Source organism: Pseudoalteromonas sp. 0802 (assembly GCF_013350085.1).
Taxonomy (GTDB): domain Bacteria; phylum Pseudomonadota; class Gammaproteobacteria; order Enterobacterales; family Alteromonadaceae; genus Pseudoalteromonas.
Genome location: NZ_JABVXE010000001.1, coordinates 151,921 through 173,149, shown reverse-complemented (window position 1 = coordinate 173,149; position 21,229 = coordinate 151,921). Strand labels below are relative to the sequence as shown.

Here is a 21,229-nt window from a genome sequence, read left to right as displayed (position 1 = left end):
TTTCACGATGTATCAATGTTAACAGAAAAAAACACTGCCACATCAGCAATGTAACATTATTAAGTAGCAAAAAAAACACGATTGAAATCAATTGCACGCACTTTGTAATCAAGTGTAACTAAAGCCCAATTGGTGCTACAAATGAAATTTTTACAAGTTGATCACACAACGTTATAAAAACCGTAAAAGCTTGGTAAGACTGCTAACCATAGTTATTCACTTAAATTAACTAAATAGACAAAGTTAGCCCGTTAAACAGTGTATTAGAGGAAGAATTTTTGTTTTTGTTCCGTCAATTTGTAATACCGTATAAAGATACGGCTAATAAAGAACATTAAAGTAGAAAAAGATGACGTAGGAATAACGACAATCACAGCTTTTAAATAATCAAAAACTGTGATCAACAATAACAATAAAGGATGTTATCGAGTTTGCAGTGAATCGAAATAATAAAGCAAAGTTTGTGGTTGATTGTCACCAGTAGTATAAGTGAGCATCATTTTCCAGGTCATTACAGGCTCAGAGCATGCGCCAACCATAGTATCAGCAACCCAAACTTGCCCTTTCTGCTTAAACTGCAGTGGAATAAACCCCATATACATAGTGACACCTTCAAGTTTAGCAGAGAGGTTTTTAGCACCTTTCGGCAGCTTTAGGTTGATTGCAAAAGGCAACTCAGGGCTGACATCTGGGTTGCTCAGCCAAACTTCTGCATTATTAGGGTAATAACAATGACTATTGTTCTCACAACTTGTACTTGTGCTGCCCTCTTCTATACTTTGGCTATCACATGCAGCTAAAAATACACTGAAAAGGAAAACGGGTAAAAAACTAGTTCGCACTCTATTTGCCTGTATAAAATAAAAGCGGATACTAGTGAGCTACCCGCGAAAAGACAACCATGCTAGATGGAATAAGCTAATAAAAATACAATCTCTGACAAAAAATAACCAACAAAGCGCTAAAATTTGATTGATGTCATAATTTTATGCAATTGACCTATCTTTTTAAGGTCAAAAATTTTATCATTTCCATCGCAAAAATAAGGGTTTCTCGAGTTTGTTTTCTGAAGCTAGCACCGCTAAGTTGGCTTTAGGTAACACGCTTGTGAAGTAATAGTAGGCCCCACTTTGAATAAAAGTGGGTAATTCATTTCTAAAACGCATTTATTGCAGCGGAAGCCAGAAAATGAGCCAAACAGTAGCATCACAAACTGAGTACAATTATAAAGTTGTACGCCAATTCGCTATTATGACAGTGATTTGGGGCATCGTTGGCATGAGTGTTGGGGTTCTGATTGCTGCCCAATTAGCTTGGCCAGCACTTAACTTTGATACACCATGGTTAACTTACTCTCGACTACGTCCGTTACACACGAACGCAGTAATTTTCGCATTTGGTACAAGTGCACTTTTTGCGACGTCTTATTACGTCGTACAACGTACATGTCAAACGCGCCTTTTCTCAGATAAACTAGCAGCCTTCACCTTCTGGGGTTGGCAACTTGTTATCGTACTAGCAGCGATTACCTTACCTTTAGGTATCACAAGCTCAAAAGAATACGCAGAACTTGAATGGCCAATCGATATTCTTATCGCCGTTGTTTGGGTAACTTACGCAGTTGTATTCTTTGGTACGTTAATCAAGCGTAAAGTATCGCACATCTATGTTGCGAACTGGTTCTACGCTGGTTTCATCATTACTGTTGCCGTTTTACACATTGTAAACAGCATGGCAATTCCTGTTTCACTAACTAAATCATACTCTATCTACGCAGGTGCTGTAGATGCAATGGTTCAGTGGTGGTACGGTCACAACGCTGTTGGTTTCTTATTAACTGCTGGTTTCTTAGGTATGATGTACTACTTCGTACCAAAACAAGCAGGTCGCCCTGTTTATTCTTACCGTTTATCGGTAGTTCACTTCTGGGCTCTTGTTTCTTTATACATCTGGGCAGGTCCTCACCACCTACACTACACTGCGCTTCCAGACTGGACGCAAAGCTTAGGTATGGTTATGTCAGTTATCCTATTCGTTCCATCTTGGGGTGGTATGATCAACGGTATCATGACGTTATCAGGTGCATGGCATAAACTACGTACTGACCCAGTACTTCGTTTCTTAGTTGTTTCTCTATCTTTCTACGGTATGTCTACGTTCGAAGGCCCAATGATGGCTATTAAGTCAGTTAACGCGCTTTCTCACTACACTGACTGGACTGTAGGTCACGTACACTCAGGTGCACTAGGTTGGGTTGCAATGATCTCTATCGGTGCTATCTATCACCTAATCCCTGCACTATTCTCACAAGGCCGTATGTACAGTGTTAAACTAGTTAACACGCACTTCTGGTTACACACTGTTGGTGTTGTTCTATACATCGTAGCAATGTGGATCTCAGGTGTAATGCAAGGTCTAATGTGGCGTGCAGTAAACTCAGACGGTACGTTAATGTACAGCTTTGTACAGTCATTAGAAGCTTCGTATCCGTTCTATATCATGCGTTTCCTAGGCGGTGTATTCATCGTAACAGGTATGCTAATTATGGCTTACAACGTTTATCGTACTATTGCAGCGAAGAAAGATTCGCTTCAATTAGACGCTGACGCACAATTGGCATAATGGAGTAGCACGATGAGCAATAATAATTCACAAAACAAACACGAAATAGTCGAAAAGAACGTTGGCCTAATGGCTATCTTGACTGTCTTTGCAATCAGCTTTGGTGCGTTGGTTGAGATTACTCCACTAATGTTCCAAGACGATACGACTAAACCTGTTGATGGCTTACGCCCTCTTACAGCGTTAGAAATGGAAGGCCGTGATATCTACGTGCGTGAAGGTTGTTACAACTGTCACTCACAAATGATTCGTCCTTTCCGTGACGAGGTTGAGCGTTACGGTCACTACTCTGTAGCTGGTGAGTCAGTATGGGATCACCCATTCCAATGGGGTTCTAAGCGTACTGGTCCTGACCTAGCTCGTGTTGGTGAGCGTTACTCAGACGATTGGCACCATGCTCACTTAATGGACCCACGTGCTGTGGTTCCTGAGTCAAACATGCCAGCGTTTCCTTGGTTAGACGAAAACAGAGTCGATACGACCCATACACTTAAAAAGCTTCAAGTATTCCGTGATAGCTTCGGAATCGACAAAGCAAGCGACCGTTACGACGGTAAAGGTTACGGAAGTGACGAAGAGCTAAAAGCTGACATTGCGAAAATCGAAGCCATGAACAATGGTGAAGGCGCAACTGAAATGCAAGCTCTAATCGCTTACTTACAACAGCTTGGCACACACTTGAAGTAATTATTATGGATTACGGAACATACAGAGGCATTTTGACTCTGGTAATTTTAGTACTGTTTATTGTGATTGTTGTATGGGCATACAGCAAGCGTAGCAAAAGCCGATTTGATAACGCTGCTAATGCCATATTTGAAGATGAAAAAAAACACAACAACACAATCTCTAACGAGGAAAAGGAGTCTGAGAAATGACTAGCTTTTGGAGTATATGGGTTATCGTATTAACCCTAGCGTGTCTTGCTATCATCTTCGGCCTACTTCTGTGGAACTTAAAAAACTACACAGGTGTTAAAGAAGGCGAAAGCTGTGGTCACGAGTTTGACGGCATTGAAGAACTAAACAACCCACTACCAAAATGGTGGACTTACATGTTCTTCGCGACATTCATTTGGTCTGTATACTACCTTGCTGCCTACCCAGGTTTAGGTAACTGGGAAGGTTTAGGTAAATGGACAAGTTCTAACCAAGGTATTACTTCTTTAGCTGAGTCTAAAGAAGCGACTGAACAAGCATTAGCTAACGGTGAGAACGTTCAATTAGACCAAGAATTTATCGCTGCTGATGAGCGTTTTGGCCCAATCTTTGAGTCATTCGCAAAACAAGATATTGAAACACTAGTTAAAGATGAAAAAGCGCTTGAGATTGGTCAACGTTTATTCTCACAAAACTGTGCACAATGTCATGGTTCAGATGCACGTGGTGGTCAAGGCTTCCCTAACCTAACGGATAACGATTGGTTATATGGCGGTACCCCAGACAAGATCAAAGAAACACTTCTTTACGGTCGTGTTGCTGCGATGCCACCTTGGGGTGATGCACTTGGCGAGCAAGGCATTAAAGAAATGACTGCTCACGTACTTAGCCTTTCAGGCCGTACTGTTAACCAAAAAGACGCTGCTGCAGGTGCTGCTAAGTTTGCAATGTGTGCTGCGTGTCACGGTGCTGACGGTAAAGGTTCAGTTGCACACAACTTACCATTTGGTGCACCTAACCTAACAGATAACATCTGGTTATACGGTGGTTCTAAACGTGCTGTTGAAGAAACACTAATCAATGGCCGCGCAGGTGTAATGCCAGCATGGAAAGACATTTTAGGTGAAGATAAAGTTCACTTATTAACAGCGTACGTTTACAGCTTATCGCAAGATAAATAACCACGCGGTTAATAAAATGTATAAACAATTAATCTTTTAATTCAATAGATTAATTAAGATCAAAAAAGCCTCCATCTGGAGGCTTTTTTTTAGTCTTTTGCTTTTAAATCCGATAAAATGCGTACAACGTTTTTAAAGGTATAAGTACTATGAAACCCACTCCTTGGTATAAAAACTTTTGGCCATGGTTTTTAATCTCTTTTCCTCTTGCAGCCATCATCGGCTGTGCTGGTCTTATTTATATGGCGATTGGCAACGGCCCAGATATGGTTGTTGATGATTACTATAAAAAAGGCAAAGCAATTAACCTTGAACTCAGCAAATTTAATAAAGCAAAAGCACTTTATTTACATGGCGATTTAAATGTTGCAGGCGACAAAGTAACTTTCACTTTCACCAAGGGTGACGCAAGCAATGTTCACTCTTTAAAAATGTCATTTTATCATCGCACCATTAAAGCCAATGACTTTGATGTAAGCCTAATGAAAAACGCCCATGGCGATTTTACTGCCCTACTCGACACCCATGTTGACGGTGCATACACAGTGTTTATTGAACCAATCGATAACAGTTGGAAACTTAAAGAAGATGTAATTCTACCAACTGATAAAACGATTTCGATTAGCCCTGAATATAAGTAGTAAACTCTAATGTCCGATAATTGCTTTCATTGTCTTGAAAGTGTGCCAAAAGGCTTTAATGCGACTGTCGAAATAGACGGTAAGGCACAACCTATGTGTTGTATTGGTTGCCAAACGGTTGCTGAGAATATCGTCGCCCAAGGCATGACCGATTACTATAAATTTAGAACTGTACGCTCTGGTAAAGTTGAACAACTTGTTCCAGAGCAACTCGAGTTGATTAAAAGTTACGATAACGAAGATATTCAAGACGAGTTTATTTCAGCCACTAATGATTTATCTGAAGTGCTATTAACGGTTGAAGGCATCACCTGTGCTGCCTGTGCTTGGTTAATCGAAAAACAACTACTTAACTTAAAAGCAATCAAACGTGTTGATGTAAATACTTCGACCAACCGTGCCATGATCCAGTGGGATAAATCGGTTACACCGCTTAGCCAAATTATTACCTCATTACATGAAATCGGCTATAAAGCCTATCCGTTTCAGGCAGACCTTGAAGCGAGCCAAAAACAACAAGCCGCAAAAGCCTACATTCGCCGTTTAGGGGTTGCCGGTCTGATGACCATGCAAGTAATGATGTTTGCTTTTGCTATGTATTTTGGCATGTTCTCTGGCATGGAAGAGAACTTCGAGCAGTATTTTCGATGGATAAGCTTAGTACTTGCTTCTCCAGTTATTCTTTACAGTGCCTTGCCATTCTTAACCAATGCCATTAATGGTTTAAAAGCCAAACAGCTGAATATGGACTTACCCGTCTCATTAGCTATTTTTGGTGCTTATGGGGCAAGCTGTTATGCCACATTAATGTCGGTTGGCGAAGTTTATTTTGAATCTATCTGTATGTTTACCTTCTTATTATTATTAGGTAAATATTTAGAATTTAGAGCTCGTTTAAAAGCCAGTGAATTTACCGCTAACTTGCAAAAGTTACTGCCGCTTACAGCTCGTATTATTGATGATAATAACCAAGAATCGATAATTGCAGCCAAAAAACTAAAACTGGGTGATGTTGTATTAATCAAAGCAGGCGAGACAATTCCTGCTGATGGTATTGTTACAAAAGGTCAAACAACCGTTGATGAAGCCATGATGACGGGTGAACACCAGCCAGTTAACAAGTTTGTCAGCCATCAAGTTTACGCAGGAACGATTAACCATGATGGTGTGATCAGTATTGAGATCAACAAAATCGGTCAAAATACCCTGCTTAATCAAATTATTAAGTTACAACACACAGCGTTAACCAAGCGCCCGCGATTAGTTGAGATAACAGATAAAGTAGCGCAGTGGTTTGTTGCCTGTTTATTAGTGTTTGCCTCAATAACAGCAATTGGTTGGTATCAAATAGACCCCGAGCATGCCTTTTGGGTTACTATTTCTGTACTTGTTGCAACCTGCCCTTGTGCGCTTAGCTTAGCAATTCCAACCGCTCTCACGTGCGCTGTAGCCAGCCTTACGAAGCGTGGAGTTTTAATTAAACAAGCCCATGTGTTAGAAACGCTACCACAATTAACAGATATCGCGTTTGATAAAACAGGTACTTTAACGCAAGGTCGTTTTACCATTGAACGCGTTGAACTAGTTAACACCCAATACAGTGAAGCTGATGCATTACGCTTAGCAGCGCAACTTGAAAGTTTCTCTGAGCACCCTATTGCTAATGCATTCGCTGGTTTCAACGACACAGTGAACCCTATTGAAAATGTGACTATCGAACCGGGTAAAGGCATTACCGCTTTACTAAATGATCAGCACCTTGCGATAGGTAAAAGCGGTTGGTTTGATACCGAAAAAGCAGATGCTCAAGCAACCTTATATATCGATAAACAAGTCATTGCGCGTTTTTACTTAGCCGACAGCCTACGTAATAACGCAGAAAAATTGATTACTACACTTCATTCGCAACAAATTAAGTGCCATATGTTAACGGGCGATGCCTCTAACAGTGGTGAGCGAATTGCAAAACAGCTCAATTTAGATACTGTGCATGCTGCATGTAGCCCTCGCGACAAACAAACCCATGTCGAAGCACTTGCAAGTAAAGGTGCTATTGTTGCTATGGTGGGTGATGGCGTGAATGACAGCCCAGTATTTGCCAGTGCCCATTTATCTATTGCGATGGAAACCGGCGCTGATATTTCCAAAAATAGTGCCGATGTGGTATTACTCAATAGTGATCTAACGGCCATAGAACATTTGCTTACTGTCTCGAAAAAGACACGCCGTATTGTTAAGCAAAACTTGGCATTATCACTTATTTACAATGGTTCGATTTTACCATTGGCAGCCCTTGGGCTTGTTGCTCCTTGGATGGCTGTAATTGGTATGTCTGCAAGCTCCATTTTGGTCATTACCAACTCATTAAGGTTATTAAAACTATGAGTATCATCTACATGCTTATCCCAATTGCCATTTTATTTGTGCTAATTGCCATTGGGGTATTCTTTTGGGCTGTAAAAAGCGAACAATTTTCTGATTTAAACAAACAGGGCCACAGTATCCTGTTCGAAGACGATAAAGAGCAGCACAACAAAAGTAATGATTGATCCGCTGTTTATTAGTGCATTTATAATGGGCTTGTTAGGTAGTGGTCATTGCCTAGCAATGTGTGGTGGCATTGCCAGTAGTTTACAACTTGCCGCCAACAAAAACCGTGCAGTGAGCTTTTCGGTTGCTTATAACCTAGGCCGCACACTAAGTTACATGCTTGCCGGTGCTCTTGTCGCAGGCATTAGTAGTCGCTTTGCAGCGCAAAATACTTCTATATCGATAGCGTTGTCGTTTTTGAGTGGTATTTTTATGCTCCTTGTTGGGGTTTACATTATGCGTTTAGCGGCAACTCTACAGTGGCTAGAAAAACTTGGCAAAACCCTAGTATGGCAGCATTTAGCTAAACTTAATCGTTATTTATTACCGGTCGATACTACCCCAAAGGCCTTACTCTATGGCGCTTTGTGGGGCTGGTTGCCCTGTGGATTGGTTTATTCAGCGCTAACCTGGGCACTGACTAGCCCATCAGCATCACATGGTGCAGGTGTGATGTTATTTTTCGCGTTGGGCACCTTTCCTGCGATGATAAGCGTAGGACTCGTCAGCCAGAAAATAAACATTATTTTCAACCATGTTTGGACTAGGGTTATTCTAGGAAGCGTAATAATATGGTACGGTATATACTTATTAATTATAGCAACCGATAAGCTAATTCATTAATCTTACGGGTTGTTAACTTATTTGAATGGATTTGATGTATGGACTTCTCACAAAACAAGTCAAAAGGCTTATGCACAATTAGCTGTAATAATTGCAGTATCAGCCAGCTATGTTTGCCATTTTCATTAAACGGTCAAGAAATGGATCGTCTCGATGAAATCATCGAACGTAAGAAACCACTGCATAAAGGTGATTATTTATTTGAGTCTGGCGAAAGCTTAAATGCCATTTATGCGGTACGCTCTGGCTCGTTTAAGTCTTATACTTTGTCAGAACAAGGTGATGAACAAATTACTGGTTTTCATCTAGCTGGTGATTTGGTTGGTTTCGATGCTATTAACAAAATGGCTCATCAAAGCTTCTCACAAGCCCTTGAAACTTCAATGGTATGTGAAATTCCATTCGATACTCTAGACGAATTAGCGGGTAAACTACCTAAGCTACGCCAACAAATTATGCGTTTAATGAGTAATGAAATTAACTATGACCAAGAAATGTTATTGTTACTCAATAAGAAGTCAGCTGAAGAGCGTCTAGCCAGTTTTATTTATAATCTTGCAGAGCGTTTTGGTGAACGAGGTTTCTCACGTAAAGAATTCCGTTTAACCATGACACGTGGTGAAATCGGTAATTATTTAGGCCTTACTGTTGAAACAATTAGCCGCCTTTTAAGCCGCTTCCAAAAAGCTGGTTTTATTAAGGTTGAAGGTAAATTTATCACCATTTTGGACCAGCAAGCGCTTGCAGCAACAGCAGCGATTAAATGTAAATAGAGTTTGATTTAACGCAACTTTATATGGTTTGCCCCTTTAACTGTTCTAAATTTAGGTTACACTCAAAGTACTACTTTTTGCGGAACAGTTAAGGAGCAGCAAATGGACGCAATTAAACGAATTTTAGCAGTTATAGACCCAACCAAAGAGCAGCAGCATAGTTTAAGCCGCTCAATTGATCTAGCCAAAAAATCTGGCGCGACCATTACCGCTTTCCTCAGTATCTACGACTTCTCTTATGAAATGACCACAATGCTTTCTGCTGATGAGCGTGAAGCAATGCGCGAAGCCGTAATAAAAGACCGCCAAGAATGGTTAAATGAACAAATTGCCCTTTACCCAGAGCTTACCATTGATAGCTGTGTGGTTTGGCATAACCGCCCTTACGAAGCCATTATCAATACCGTGATCAACGATGGTTTTGACCTTGTTGTCAAAGGCACTCATCAACACGATACACTTAAGTCTGTTATTTTCACGCCAACTGACTGGCACCTCATTCGTAAGTGCCCTGCTCCAGTTTTACTTGTTAAAGAGAAAGAATGGCCGGCAAAAGGCAATATTTTAGCTGCTGTGAACGCAGTGAGTGAGAATGAACAACACCTTGAACTTAATAAGCGTATTATCAATGACGCTCGTTTCATTTGTGATTTGGCCAACGCAACGCTTAACCTTGTGAATGCCTACCCAGCAACTCCAGTTAATATCGCTATTGAAATCCCTGAATTCAACCCAGGTGTTTATAACGAATCAGTTAAAAAACATCACTTTGAATCAACGCTTACATTAGCTGAAGGGTTTGATATTGATAAAGCTCATTGCCACATTGAAGAAGGCTTACCAGAAGATGTTATTCCTGATGTGGCTTCACGCCTCAACAGCGAATTAGTAGTGATTGGTACAGTTGGGCGTACTGGCTTAAGTGCAGCGCTTGTCGGTAACACAGCAGAGCATGTTATTGATAGCCTTGACTGCGATGTATTAGCACTAAAACCAGATGGCTATGTAAGCCCACTTGCTAAGTAACCATTTAAATATGCATTAAAAAAGCCCCAGTTTGGGGCTTTTTTCTTTTTATATATTTGTTACATCAATAAATAATGATTCATCAATGTTTGTTGATGAGACCACCGCCTCGCTAAAGTCATAGCTTTCACGATTGCCTTCTCTATCAAGTGGTAAATTTTCAAAATCAAATAAGTTTCTGTCTGCAAGCTGGCTTGGGCTAACATTTTGTAAAGACTTAAAGATACTCTCAACACGACCTGGAGTTTTCTTATCCCACTCTGTCAACATGGCTTTGATTGATTGACGCTGCAGGTTTTCTTGTGAGCCACATAAATTACAAGGAATAATTGGGAAGTCTTTGTGCTCAGCGTATTTAATTAAATCTTTTTCACGGCAATATGACAACGGACGGATTACCACGTTACGCTCATCATCAGAGCGTAATTTTGGTGGCATCGCTTTTAGTCGTGAACCATGGAACATGTTTAAGAACATCGTCTCTACGATATCATCCATGTGATGACCAAGTGCTAGTTTGGTTGCACCAATTTTTTCTGCAAATGAATAAAGTGTGCCGCGACGAAGTCGTGAACAAAGACCACAGGTTGTTTTGCCCTCTGGTACTTTTTCTTTTACTACTGAGTAAGTATCTTTATCAACGATGTAATACGGAGTATTTAGCGTTTCAAAGTAATCAGGCAAAATGTGCTCAGGAAAACCAGGTTGCTTCTGATCAAGGTTTACTGCAATTACTTCAAATTTAATCGGCGCTGCTTTTTGTAAATTAAGCAAAATATCTAGCATTGCAAAAGAATCTTTACCACCACTGATACATGCCATAACAACATCACCGTCTTCGATCATGTTGTAATCAGTAATTGCGTTACCAACATGCCTTCTTAGACGCTTTTGAAGTTTATTAAATTCAAGAGTTTCTTTTCTAGTATCAGTTTGATTCATTTGCTCTGCTCATACAGGCTTTTGTAAGCCATGTTTCATAGTAAAAAGTTCGGCGTGGATTATACGGACTTTTTGAGCCAGTTGAAATGATTAGCATGGGATAATTAAAGCGCTTCACTCGTAGAGATACCACGTAAAGCACAGCGCTTTGGGAATAGACTCAAAAGTTTATGAATTTATAGGCTGAAAGCTCTAATTTTCTGACCTCTGTAAACTAACTGCTGATTTATTTTACTGTGCATTTGTAACGAGAAGCTGTACAAGCAAGGTCAGGCCAATCATCTCTGCCCCAACAGTATTTATCATTTCTAAGAGGTTTTAGATGCCAAACCACAGGCTTGCCCTTTTTATCTAAGCGAGTTTCATTTTCAAGCTGCACACGGATTAAATTTTTCTCTGCTGAGAGAATATTATAAACGAAGGTTTTTCTCGCTTCAGACGCAGAAATATAGCCCTGCTCATCATAAGAGATTTCTAATGTTTTATTTTTAAACGTTATGGTATGAAAATTAGCTTCACAAACTGGGCTATTTGTAGACTGCCATGAGCCTTGCAACTTAGTTTGCATTTCTTGGTTGATAGGTGAATGACTGCTACAAGCTGAACATAGCAGTAAAATAACAAAAATAGGCGCTGAAGTTTTCATTAAGATGCTTTTAAGTCCCTGAAAAAGTAAGGTTTAGCATATCGAGAATCGTAAAAATGTCCAGCCATACGCTTAATAAAAAACAAAGGGCACATGAGCCCTGTGCCCTTTGTTAACTTTAAGCGCTTTTAGTTTTAGCTTTTTTATTCTTTGCCATTCGTTTAGCACGTTTTATTGCCGACTTTTTCGACGCATTTTTCTGCGCTATTTTTAACACTTTGGCCTCTTTTAATTGCTTTTTAGCTGCTTTCAAGCGCTTTTTAGCATTTTCGGCTAGGTTCTCTGCTTCACTAGCGCACTCTACAGCTGCTTGTGCTTTAAGTGCTGCATCTTTTGCAAGTTCAGTGGTTCTAGCCACTTCTTTTTTACTCTTTTCGAGAATTTTTTCGAGCTTAGCAAGACGCTTCTCAAATACTGACTGTGAATTTTGCATAGTATTCTCCTTTACTGACGTGCAGACATGCGGGTTGGTTCGGTGACAATAAGCGGGTCTAGACGATTCACAATTTCGTGATCTTTTTCTGGGTAATCCAAACAGCTTAAGAAATGACGCATGCAGTTGATTCGCCCGCGCTTTTTATCGTCAGATCGAATTTGTGTCCAAGGTGCATCCTTAGTATGGGTATGAAACATCATGGCATCTTTGGCATCACTATAATCATGCCATTTAGCCAAAGATGCCATATCAACTGGGCTTAGCTTCCATTGTTTGAGCGGGTCATTTTGGCGCGATTTAAAGCGTCTAAATTGCTCTTCTCTGCTGACCGAAAACCAATATTTAAATAGCTTAATACCGCTATTCACCAACATACGTTCAAGTTGAGGTGTTTGACGCATAAACTCTAAATATTCGTGATCATCACAAAACCCCATTACCTTCTCAACACCGGCTCGGTTATACCAAGAACGGTCAAATAATATAATTTCACCCTTTGTTGGCAGGTGGTTAATGTAACGCTGAAAGTACCATTGATCACGCTCTCTTGCAGATGGTTTTTCTAAAGCCACTACGTGCGCCCCACGAGGGTTTAAATGCTCCATAAAGCGCTTAATAGTGCCACCTTTACCCGCCGCATCTCGACCTTCAAATAAAATCACAATTTGCTGGTTGGTCTCTTTTACCCAGCCTTGCATTTTTAAAAGCTCGATTTGCAGTTCGTGTTTATGGCGCTCGTATTCAACTACGTCCATTTTGCGTTTATATGGGTATTTACCGTCAGCATTCCACTTTAAGCTTGGGTTTTTAACATTTAGATCAAAAACCACATCCTGCTTCGCATTGGCTTCTGCTAATTTCTGTTGTTTAACTGATACAGGTTCGACATTGACTGTCTGCATAACGACTCCTTTTAAACTATAACTACCTATATTGAGATCTTTATAGTTTTACTTTAAGCCAGTTATTGCTAAGTAATTTGATCTAAATCTATATTTTCAATTCTTGAAAAATCATTTAAAAATAGAAGGTTAGCACTTAATGATTAAGTAAAAATAAGGGTGCTAAAATAAAATTAAACCTTTTATCTATAGCAAGAAACAATCAGTAAAAACGCATATTTTCATACTGTTTTCAGATCTAAAAACACGCTAATTCTTAAATGCACAGCAATACAAATAGTTAGAAAAGATATGAGTTAAAGGGAATAATGTAGATAAAATAAACAGTCAAAGTAACTGCACTGCTTACGATGAATTTCAGATTTTGATGCTAAACCAAAATACCGAGGCAACTCTTTAAAAAAAGAGACATAAGAACTATCTGCTTCACAAGGAAAAAAGGACCTAATAAGGTCCCTTTTGTCGATGTTTAAACGCTTTTACCAATATATGGTCGCTATTTAACAATCCACGGTGTGGCACTGATAAGCTCAGCATGACTGCTAAGCACTGTGTTATCGTCTTGCCAGTCGTCTGTTACTTTTATTGAACAACGCTGCTCTTTACAGCTAACGTCATTTGCCGAAATAGCATCTTGGCCATTAAATTTAAGAACAACACCTTGTTGTTCAGGCAGTAAAAACCACATTAATTTGCTAACAAAAAAGCCTGACAAATCAGATAAAAGCTCGTCAAATTCTTCATTTAACGTATATAAGTTCGCTTTACTGAGTTCAAAATCAGCCAGATCCGTTGCTTCAATTTGTAACTTTAACTGGCATTCATGTTTTGGGTTTTCTGGTTGAACAACTATTACGGCTTTATCTGTATCAAGCTGCTTATCGAATGGTAAAAGTAGTTGAGCCTTATCTGTATAAGTTAGGTCAAACTCTTGTTTTTCTGTAATTATTTTACCTGATTTAATTGTGCATACTTCGTTGCTAGCAATATCAGACAAATAAAAGTTAACTTGAGCGTATTGAAACTCGCCTTTATTAACAACTTTTAAGCGATCGTAAAAGCCATCATAGGCAACAACAAATTCTGTTGCAGCGGCCTTTGAAGCAACTGCACCTTGCGCAACCGCGATGGTTGCTGCTTTTAACCATGGAAGGAGTTTATTCATCAAAGTAAGCTCTGTTTTGATTTATCATTTTATTCAATTCTTCAATGTACGCTTCACGTCGTTCAGAATAAGACAGCAAACCTTGCGTTAGCTTAGTTGCATCAATTGGCTTTTGCTGGCGACGTAAATCAGCACGAATTGATCTTAAATCTTTATACGCCGCATGGGTATTAATATTTTTAAAATAAGAGTTTACAGCAGCACGTACCGATTGAAATGCAGCCACTTCGTGAGCTGCTTCGTTGGCACGGCGACGAGGAACCATGCCACAGCCTTTTTTATAACACCACTGGCCGAAAAAGTTTAAGCCAATACGTGCAAAGCGTGACGTACCCCATGCTGATTCATTAGCTGCTTGCATAAGCGCAAGCTCTTTAGGAATAATATCAACACGACGAAGTGCCTGGGTAAGCGATAAAGTATCTATGGTGGTAGGCAACTTGTAGCTATTCAGTATTTTTTTAATATCTGATTGCTGTTTGCTACTTAGTGGCTCATTGTACTCCAGCATCATGCGCGCGATTTCTAAAGTCGCACGCTGCTGTAGAATCTTTTTATTTTCGGCCTCAACATGAGGGCGAATAAAATCAAAAAATGCATGTTTCTTTTCTTTCACATCAGTAAAAGCTGCAAAATCTGGCAGTTTCACATTATGTAATGGCTTTTCTTTTTTGATTACGCGCTGGGTCCCTTTTGGCGTTGTCTGCGATTGTTCAGACCCACTTTGTACTACTTCTTTATCTACAAATGGCGATAACAACGCCCATGCAAAAAAAGCAGCAAGTAAAGCTCGAAAAACGTAATTAAGCATGTATTCTCTCATATAAACTACTACTCATGTGCGGTAACTTCACGCACACACAAAGGCGAAGTATACCAAAACCCTCTATTTTTGGCGAATTTGCCCTAAGAAAATTACCTATACCTTTACCAAAATAGCGTGATTTAGCGCCAATTTACTCGCAATTTTCAAGCGCTTGCGTATACTGAAAAGCAAGCAAACGAGAAAAAGGTAGGTTTTTTTTATGTGCCAATCTTGGCAAGCTCGCATTATTGATCAGCAAAAATATCGTCCAAACGATAACCGCTCAGCTTGGCAAGTTGACCGCTCTCGAATCATCCACGCCGCAGCCTTTAGGCGGTTACAGGCTAAAACCCAAATTATGGGTATTGGCTTGAATGATTTTTACCGAACTCGTCTGACCCATTCTCTAGAAGTTGCTCAAATTGGCAGTGGCTTATTACGCCATTTGAAAAAGCAACACCCTGAATTTACGAATTTTCCGAGTGGTAGCCTACTCGAGACCCTATGTCTTGCTCATGATATTGGCCACCCTCCTTTTGGTCATGGTGGTGAAATAGCATTAAATTACATGATGCGCGAGCATGGTGGCTTTGAAGGTAACGCTCAAACATTAAGAATTGTGTCTAAGCTTGAGCCCTATTCAAATGGCTATGGCATGAACTTAACCAGACGCACCTTATTAGGCTTTATTAAATATCCAGCCTTTATTGATGATTTGTGGCACAGCATTCCCCCTTTGAGTGAGCAACGTAGTTTTATTAAAGCTGACCATTGGCGACCAGCCAAAGGCTTATATAAAGACGATAAAGATGTTTTCGATTGGATCATTGAGCCACTGTCGAATAACGATAAAGCGCTGCTGAGTAGTCATTATAAGGTTGATGAGTTTAGAGCTAAAACCCATTACAAATCGATAGACTCAGCAATTATGGAATTAGCCGACGATATTGCTTATGCCGTACATGATTTAGAAGATGCCATAGCTACAGAGGTTTTAACGCTGGCTGATTGGCAAAATCATGCCCTTGTACAATTACAAGAGCTCGATTCAGCGTGGCTAACTACCCATTTAAGCTCGATAACCGCCAGACTCTTTTCTCATCACGAGTATGAGCGTAAAGACGCTATTGGTGAATTGGTTAACACCTTTATTATTAACGCTCAGTTAGTTGTACAAAACGCAGATTTCGAATCAGAAATACTGCAATACACAGTAAGCCTACCGGATGAATTTGCCGAAATTCTTAACGTGCTAAAACATTTTGTTTTTAAACGTTTAATTCGCGAGCCAAAGATGCAGCAAGTTGAATTTAAAGGGCAAAACCTGCTGATTGAGCTATTTAGTGCTTTTGCCAGCGACCCAATGCGCTTATTACCTGAAACAACCCAAGAAATGTGGCTAAGTGCGCACCAACAAGGTGATAATGCAATGCGCATAATATGTGACTACTTATCTGGGATGAGTGATGAATATGCTTATAAAACCTATCAGCGCTTGTTTTTACCATCTGCTTAAGTAATTTTTGAACACTAGTTTAAATTGTTCTAAAATTAAACAGGTTATAGTAATAACAACCTCACCCCTTGAATGCATTTTATTTAACATGGATTGAAATAATGCTCAAAAAATACCTGCTTATTAGTGCTGCTGTAGCAAGCTCATTTGCTTGCTATGCTGCAGAAACACTTCCTGATCCGCTTCTTGAAGAACGCGGCATAATCATAAAAGATGCCACTCATTTCGATTGGGTACGGCTGAATTCGGGCGAATGGCTCAAAGGCGAGCTTGTCTCCATGTATGATAAAGAGATTGAGTTCGACAGTGATGTGCTCGACACATTAATTATTGATCGCGAAGATGTCTACATGATCATCTCAGATCGCCACCATACTGTGCGCTTTAATGATGGTATTGAGCTAAGCGGCACATTAAATATCTCTGGTGGTTATGTAAAAGTTGGCGAACAAGAAGCTAAATACCGTTATCGCGATTTAGTCTCTATTGCGCCTTCAGTTGAAAGCGAACTCAGTGCATGGACAGTGAAAATATCACTAGGTGCCGATATATCAAAAGGTAATACTGACCAAACAGAATATTCGGCTCGTGCAGATATCAAGCGCCGTACGGCGTCTAGCCGTTTCCTCGCTGAGTTTTTAGGTTATCGCACCACCAGCGATGAGCAAGTCACTAAAAACAACATTCGCGCTAACGGTACCTTCGACTGGTTTCAGACCCAAAAAATGTATTACCGCCCTATCTTCTTTGAGTACTACCGTGATCCGTTTCAAAATATCGCTAACAAGTACACAGTGGGTGCCGGTGTTGGTTACTATGTAATGGATACCGATAAAACAGAATGGGATTTTTCAACAGGCCCTGCTTATCAAAAAACTGAGTTTGATACTGTCACTACGGGTGAAGAGAAATCAAATTCATCTTGGTCATATTTTGTCGGCACTAATTACGAGCTTGAAGTCACCAAGAAAATTGATTTTACCTTTAATTATCGCTATCTAACTGCAAACAGTGATGCAGGTGGAGACTCTCAATATGCGATGGCTGCGTTTGAGTTTGAGATCACCGATGATATTGATTTTGATATGTCATTAGTATGGGATTATTTGGCTGACCCGATTGCCGATGAAAACGGTGTAGTACCAGAAAAAGAAGATTACAAAATGATTTTCGCGCTGGGTATCGATTTATAAACATCTCAATCAATAGATATAAAAACGCCGGGCTTAGCTCGGCGTTTTCATTTTAGTTAATAAATATCTTATAGCGATTTAACACCCATGTTATATAGGGTAAAGCCATAAATATCAGCGTATTGATCAATGATCTTACTTGTTGGTGTTCCTGCACCATGACCTGCATTTGTTTCAATGCGAATAAGATACGGATTTTGTTTCGCACCTTTTTCTTGTAGCTCTGCTGCAAACTTAAATGAATGCGCAGGCACAACACGGTCATCATGATCCCCTGTTGTTACTAAGGTTGCTGGGTAGCTAACACCCTCTTTTACATTGTGAACTGGTGAATAGCCTTTTAAGTACTCGAACATTTCTTTACTTTGTTCACTCGTACCGTAGTCATAAGCCCAACCAGCACCCGCTGTAAAAGTGTGGTAACGCAGCATATCTAAAACACCTACAGCAGGAAGCGCAACTTTAAATAGCTCAGGGCGCTGTGTCATAACCGCACCAACTAATAAGCCACCATTTGAGCCACCACGTACCGCTAGGTAATCAGGTGAGCTGTATTGTTTTTCGTTTAAGTACTCAGCCGCAGCAATAAAGTCATCAAATACATTTTGTTTCTTAAGCTGTGTACCATTTACATGCCATTCTTTACCGTATTCGCCACCACCACGAATATTAGCAACAGCATAGATACCACCGTGCTCAAGCCATGCCGCAATTGTAGGGCTGTAGCTTGGTGTTAGGCTCACGTTAAAGCCACCATAACCATATAAAATAGTCGGATTTTTACCGTTAAGTTCGGTGCCCTTTTTGTACGAAATTATCATCGGAACTTTGGTGCCATCTTTTGATGTATAGAACACTTGTTCAGAGATATATTCTTCGCTATTAAATTTAGCGCCCGACTTGCGGTACACATCAGACTTACCTGATTCAACATCAAACGAATAAGTATTGCCTGGTGTAGTGTAATTAGTAAATGAGTAATACAGCGTTTGTGCATCGTGCTTACCGCTAAAGCCATATGCAGTTCCCACACCTGGCAGGATGATGTCGCGTACTAATTTTCCTGATTTATCGTATTGTTTTACTTGCGAAATCGCATCAACCATATACTTAGCAAAGAAATAGTCACCGCCTTTTGAAAGGCTAAGCACATTATCAGTTTCTGGGATTAAATCTTGCCAATTTTCAGGGCTTGGATCAGCAGCATCAACAGTCACTACACGTTTATTTGGCGCGTTTAAGTTAGTCACTAAATACAGTTTCGAGCCGTCATTATCAATAATTGAGGTATCTGAGTCAGTGTTATCTAAAATAGTCACTAGCTCGCTGTCAGGCTTAGTTAGATCTTTGATAAACAGTTTATTACCTGAAGTTGAAGTACTTGCTGCAATTATTAAATAACGATTATCACGGGTTACATCAGCACCTATATAACGATGTTTCTGAGCCTCAGTGCCACCATAAACTAATTGGTCATCTGCTTGTGCCGTGCCTAACTTATGGTAGTAAACTTTATGTTGATCTGTTTTTGCAGACAGCTCACTACCCTTTGGCTTATCGTAGCTCGAATAATAGAAACCTTCGTTGCCAAGCCAAGAGATACCGCTGAATTTTACATCGACTAATGCTTCTTCAATTGGTTGTTTAGTCGCTGTATCAATAATAATAATTTTACGCCAGTCACTGCCACCTTCAGAGATTTGATAAGCCGCTAGTGTGCCGTCTTCTGTGAATGTTAAGCCCGACATTGAGGTTGTGCCGTCGCTACTGAAGGTATTTGGATCTAAGAACACCTCAGCTTCTGAGTCGCCTTTTTTACGATAAACTACGTACTGATTTTGCAGACCATCGTTTTTATAAAAATAAGTGTATTCACCCTCTTTAAATGGCGCTGTGACTTTTTCGTAGTTCATCAACTTTTCAAGCGTAGTTTTCAGCTCATCGCGATAAGGAATATTTTTTAGATAAGAAAAGGTAACGTCATTTTCGGCTTTCACCCACTGGGCTGTTTCGTCGCTCATATCGTCTTCTAACCAACGATACGGATCGGCTACTTTCTCACCGAAGTATTCATCAACAACATTGCCTTTTTTAGTTTCTGGATAATTCACAGCAGCTTTAACCTCTGCAGTTTTCACTGTTTGTTCTGTTTTTGTTGGGGTGGATTCACCGCAGCCCGCCAATGCAACAACAATCGCACATGCTAGTGTTTTCTTGATCATAATAAATTTACTTTTAGTTATTGTTAATAAAATGAAAGTAAAATTAAAGCATTAGAATGTCTAGTAATTTGCGGTTAAACACTGGAAGTGCTGTAAACCAATGTAAAAACAAAAAAGCCACGTAGTAACGTGGCTCTTCAAAGCATGTATTTGCTCAGCGATTATACTTTTGTTAACCAGCCATGAGTATCTGCTGATTTCCCCCATTGAATATCATTTAATGCTTGGCGTAATTTAGCAACTTTCTCACCTGGTTCACCAGAGCCCACCTTAAACTCTTGGTCGTTATGAATAAGCGTGCCAACCGACGTCAGTACCGCAGCGGTACCCGATAATGCAGCTTCAGTACCTGGTTTAGCGGCTCTTTCTAGTAATTCAGACACAGTGAAGTTACGCTCAGATACTGTCATACCTAAATCTTTCGCAATCGTTAAAATACTATTACGCGTTACACCGTGTAAGAATGTGCTATCAAGTGCTTTTGTGATGATCTCATCACCATCAATTAAAATGAAGTTTGCAGCACCCGTTTCTTGTACATCACCACCAGGGCAGAATAAAATTTGGTCTGCTTGATGCTCTGAGCGAGCTTCTAAGATTGGACCTAATGCACTTGCATAGTTTCCACCACTTTTAACCATACCCATGTGTGGTGCGCAGCGCATGCCGTCTTCTTCAAGTAATACACGTAATGCTGTAGCACCGCCTGAGAAATAATCACCTACTGGCGAAAGCAATACATAAAGCAAGGAACTCATTGACGGTGCAGCCGCTTTACCGATTGCCGCTTCTGTACCAATGTGGGTTGGGCGAATATACATTGAACCCGGCGGTGTTGGTGTTTCGTCTGCGTACTCTTTTACAATGTCTTTGATCATTTGCTCAAGCATGCTTTCGTCAAAGTCAGGTAAGTTTAGTAACTTAGAGCTTTGTTTCATACGAGCAATGTTAGCATCCATACGAAAGATATAGACCGAGCCATCTTCGTGACGAAATGCTTTTAATCCTTCAAAACAGGTGCTTGAGTAATGTAATACGTGAGCACCCGCATGTAATTCGATTTTATCAGATGGGACCAGCGCGCTTTCACTCCATGAGTTATCAGCAAAACGTGCTTGGATCATTTGTGGCATAAATACAGTACCAAATGCGGCCATTGTTGTTCTCTCTTGTTTGGACTACTTTTACCCCATTGTATGCTAATCCATCCCCGTTTAACCATAGCAAACTAGTGCCTTTTATCGATTAAAGTGATAATAATCCGACCATTTGGTACAAAAAATGCGC

20 protein-coding genes and 1 pseudogene are annotated in these 21,229 nt (G+C 40.1%); 12 read left to right on the top strand and 9 right to left on the bottom strand.

The window, feature by feature from the left end; genetic code table 11:
• Nucleotides 1-422: 422 nt before the first annotated feature.
• Entirely contained in the window at nt 423-842 is a 420-nt protein-coding gene (locus HUS61_RS00845; RefSeq protein ID WP_175081816.1) for a hypothetical protein, read from the bottom strand.
• Nucleotides 843-1,188: 346 nt separating this feature from the next.
• On the opposite strand from HUS61_RS00845, the gene ccoN reads away from it, so the two are divergent.
• From ccoN to uspE, 10 genes are all read left to right on the top strand, one after another.
• On the top strand, nt 1,189-2,622 hold the full coding sequence (gene ccoN, locus HUS61_RS00840; protein WP_036967883.1) for a cytochrome-c oxidase, cbb3-type subunit I: 1,434 nt from the start codon (nt 1,189-1,191) through the stop codon (nt 2,620-2,622).
• 12 nt (nt 2,623-2,634) lie between these two features.
• Complete coding sequence (gene ccoO / locus HUS61_RS00835) at nt 2,635-3,309, top strand: cytochrome-c oxidase, cbb3-type subunit II (protein WP_054561332.1); 675 nt, start codon at nt 2,635-2,637, stop codon at nt 3,307-3,309.
• Nucleotides 3,310-3,314: 5 nt separating this feature from the next.
• Nucleotides 3,315-3,500, top strand: a complete 186-nt coding sequence (locus tag HUS61_RS00830; RefSeq protein WP_054561331.1) for a cbb3-type cytochrome c oxidase subunit 3 — start codon at nt 3,315-3,317, stop codon at nt 3,498-3,500.
• Nucleotides 3,497-4,462: a cytochrome-c oxidase, cbb3-type subunit III gene (gene ccoP / locus HUS61_RS00825; protein ID WP_054561330.1), complete on the top strand. Its 966-nt coding sequence runs from the start codon at nt 3,497-3,499 to the stop codon at nt 4,460-4,462. Before HUS61_RS00830 ends, ccoP begins: the two co-directional genes overlap by 4 nt.
• Before the next feature lie 149 nt (nt 4,463-4,611).
• Nucleotides 4,612-5,103, top strand: coding sequence for a FixH family protein (locus tag HUS61_RS00820; RefSeq protein WP_054561329.1), 492 nt, complete (start codon nt 4,612-4,614; stop codon nt 5,101-5,103).
• A 9-nt stretch (nt 5,104-5,112) separates the two neighbouring features.
• Nucleotides 5,113-7,488: a heavy metal translocating P-type ATPase gene (locus tag HUS61_RS00815; protein WP_175081815.1), complete on the top strand. Its 2,376-nt coding sequence runs from the start codon at nt 5,113-5,115 to the stop codon at nt 7,486-7,488.
• The gene (gene ccoS, locus HUS61_RS00810; RefSeq protein WP_054553052.1) at nt 7,485-7,652 is read left to right on the top strand and encodes a cbb3-type cytochrome oxidase assembly protein CcoS; all 168 of its coding nucleotides are present in this window, start codon (nt 7,485-7,487) and stop codon (nt 7,650-7,652) included. The genes HUS61_RS00815 and ccoS overlap by 4 nt, the downstream gene beginning before the upstream one ends.
• A complete protein-coding gene (locus tag HUS61_RS00805) occupies nt 7,645-8,316 on the top strand; it encodes a sulfite exporter TauE/SafE family protein (RefSeq protein WP_175081814.1) in 672 nt (223 codons plus the stop codon). The genes ccoS and HUS61_RS00805 overlap by 8 nt, the downstream gene beginning before the upstream one ends.
• Before the next feature lie 38 nt (nt 8,317-8,354).
• Nucleotides 8,355-9,089, top strand: a complete 735-nt coding sequence (locus HUS61_RS00800; RefSeq protein WP_054553050.1) for an FNR family transcription factor — start codon at nt 8,355-8,357, stop codon at nt 9,087-9,089.
• A 102-nt stretch (nt 9,090-9,191) separates the two neighbouring features.
• Nucleotides 9,192-10,115 (top strand): universal stress protein UspE, encoded by a 924-nt coding sequence (uspE, locus tag HUS61_RS00795; RefSeq protein ID WP_175081813.1) that lies wholly within the window; start codon nt 9,192-9,194, stop codon nt 10,113-10,115.
• Between the two features lie 48 nt (nt 10,116-10,163).
• On the opposite strand, the gene ttcA is transcribed toward uspE, so the two are convergent.
• The 6 genes from ttcA to HUS61_RS00765 all read right to left on the bottom strand — a co-directional run bounded on the left by ttcA (nt 10,164) and on the right by HUS61_RS00765 (nt 15,017).
• Nucleotides 10,164-11,057, bottom strand: coding sequence for a tRNA 2-thiocytidine(32) synthetase TtcA (gene ttcA, locus HUS61_RS00790; protein ID WP_175081812.1), 894 nt, complete (start codon nt 11,055-11,057; stop codon nt 10,164-10,166).
• Between the two features lie 226 nt (nt 11,058-11,283).
• The gene (locus HUS61_RS00785) at nt 11,284-11,703 is read right to left on the bottom strand and encodes a hypothetical protein (protein ID WP_055021044.1); all 420 of its coding nucleotides are present in this window, start codon (nt 11,701-11,703) and stop codon (nt 11,284-11,286) included.
• 118 nt (nt 11,704-11,821) lie between these two features.
• The gene (locus tag HUS61_RS00780) at nt 11,822-12,136 is read right to left on the bottom strand and encodes a hypothetical protein (RefSeq protein WP_175078211.1); all 315 of its coding nucleotides are present in this window, start codon (nt 12,134-12,136) and stop codon (nt 11,822-11,824) included.
• 11 nt (nt 12,137-12,147) lie between these two features.
• Nucleotides 12,148-13,041: a polyphosphate kinase 2 gene (gene ppk2, locus HUS61_RS00775; RefSeq protein WP_082665603.1), complete on the bottom strand. Its 894-nt coding sequence runs from the start codon at nt 13,039-13,041 to the stop codon at nt 12,148-12,150.
• 496 nt (nt 13,042-13,537) lie between these two features.
• Nucleotides 13,538-14,206 (bottom strand): DUF2987 domain-containing protein, encoded by a 669-nt coding sequence (locus HUS61_RS00770; RefSeq protein ID WP_175081811.1) that lies wholly within the window; start codon nt 14,204-14,206, stop codon nt 13,538-13,540.
• Nucleotides 14,199-15,017 carry a glucosaminidase domain-containing protein gene (locus HUS61_RS00765; protein ID WP_175081810.1) on the bottom strand — a complete coding sequence of 273 codons (819 nt, stop codon included), beginning with the start codon at nt 15,015-15,017 and terminating at the stop codon, nt 14,199-14,201. The genes HUS61_RS00770 and HUS61_RS00765 overlap by 8 nt, the downstream gene beginning before the upstream one ends.
• A gap of 214 nt (nt 15,018-15,231) precedes the next feature.
• Here HUS61_RS00765 and HUS61_RS00760 point away from each other — a divergent pair, with 214 nt between their 5' ends.
• A complete protein-coding gene (locus HUS61_RS00760) occupies nt 15,232-16,527 on the top strand; it encodes an anti-phage deoxyguanosine triphosphatase (RefSeq protein WP_175081809.1) in 1,296 nt (431 codons plus the stop codon).
• Between the two features lie 101 nt (nt 16,528-16,628).
• A complete protein-coding gene (locus HUS61_RS00755) occupies nt 16,629-17,720 on the top strand; it encodes a DUF481 domain-containing protein (RefSeq protein WP_175081808.1) in 1,092 nt (363 codons plus the stop codon).
• Between the two features lie 68 nt (nt 17,721-17,788).
• Here the strand turns inward: HUS61_RS00755 and HUS61_RS00750 are convergent, their stop codons facing one another.
• Complete coding sequence (locus HUS61_RS00750) at nt 17,789-19,942, bottom strand: prolyl oligopeptidase family protein (RefSeq protein WP_175081807.1); 2,154 nt, start codon at nt 19,940-19,942, stop codon at nt 17,789-17,791.
• A 161-nt stretch (nt 19,943-20,103) separates the two neighbouring features.
• Nucleotides 20,104-21,105 (bottom strand): annotated as a pseudogene (locus HUS61_RS00745) (branched-chain amino acid aminotransferase); the annotation flags it as partial.
• Nucleotides 21,106-21,229: the final 124 nt, after the last annotated feature.

Excerpts from the sequence above, each read along its gene's own strand:
- ccoN (WP_036967883.1), top strand. The coding sequence starts at position 1,189 with ATGAGCCAAACAGTAGCATCACAAACTGAGTACAATTATAAAGTTGTA.
- ccoO (WP_054561332.1), top strand. The coding sequence starts at position 2,635 with ATGAGCAATAATAATTCACAAAACAAACACGAAATAGTCGAAAAGAAC.
- HUS61_RS00830 (WP_054561331.1), top strand. The coding sequence starts at position 3,315 with ATGGATTACGGAACATACAGAGGCATTTTGACTCTGGTAATTTTAGTA.
- ccoP (WP_054561330.1), top strand. The coding sequence starts at position 3,497 with ATGACTAGCTTTTGGAGTATATGGGTTATCGTATTAACCCTAGCGTGT.
- HUS61_RS00820 (WP_054561329.1), top strand. The coding sequence starts at position 4,612 with ATGAAACCCACTCCTTGGTATAAAAACTTTTGGCCATGGTTTTTAATC.
- HUS61_RS00815 (WP_175081815.1), top strand. The coding sequence starts at position 5,113 with ATGTCCGATAATTGCTTTCATTGTCTTGAAAGTGTGCCAAAAGGCTTT.
- ccoS (WP_054553052.1), top strand. The coding sequence starts at position 7,485 with ATGAGTATCATCTACATGCTTATCCCAATTGCCATTTTATTTGTGCTA.
- HUS61_RS00805 (WP_175081814.1), top strand. The coding sequence starts at position 7,645 with ATGATTGATCCGCTGTTTATTAGTGCATTTATAATGGGCTTGTTAGGT.
- HUS61_RS00800 (WP_054553050.1), top strand. The coding sequence starts at position 8,355 with ATGGACTTCTCACAAAACAAGTCAAAAGGCTTATGCACAATTAGCTGT.
- uspE (WP_175081813.1), top strand. The coding sequence starts at position 9,192 with ATGGACGCAATTAAACGAATTTTAGCAGTTATAGACCCAACCAAAGAG.
- ttcA (WP_175081812.1), bottom strand. The coding sequence starts at position 11,057 with ATGAATCAAACTGATACTAGAAAAGAAACTCTTGAATTTAATAAACTT.
- HUS61_RS00785 (WP_055021044.1), bottom strand. The coding sequence starts at position 11,703 with ATGAAAACTTCAGCGCCTATTTTTGTTATTTTACTGCTATGTTCAGCT.
- HUS61_RS00780 (WP_175078211.1), bottom strand. The coding sequence starts at position 12,136 with ATGCAAAATTCACAGTCAGTATTTGAGAAGCGTCTTGCTAAGCTCGAA.
- ppk2 (WP_082665603.1), bottom strand. The coding sequence starts at position 13,041 with ATGCAGACAGTCAATGTCGAACCTGTATCAGTTAAACAACAGAAATTA.
- HUS61_RS00770 (WP_175081811.1), bottom strand. The coding sequence starts at position 14,206 with ATGAATAAACTCCTTCCATGGTTAAAAGCAGCAACCATCGCGGTTGCG.
- HUS61_RS00765 (WP_175081810.1), bottom strand. The coding sequence starts at position 15,017 with ATGCTTAATTACGTTTTTCGAGCTTTACTTGCTGCTTTTTTTGCATGG.
- HUS61_RS00760 (WP_175081809.1), top strand. The coding sequence starts at position 15,232 with ATGTGCCAATCTTGGCAAGCTCGCATTATTGATCAGCAAAAATATCGT.
- HUS61_RS00755 (WP_175081808.1), top strand. The coding sequence starts at position 16,629 with ATGCTCAAAAAATACCTGCTTATTAGTGCTGCTGTAGCAAGCTCATTT.
- HUS61_RS00750 (WP_175081807.1), bottom strand. The coding sequence starts at position 19,942 with ATGATCAAGAAAACACTAGCATGTGCGATTGTTGTTGCATTGGCGGGC.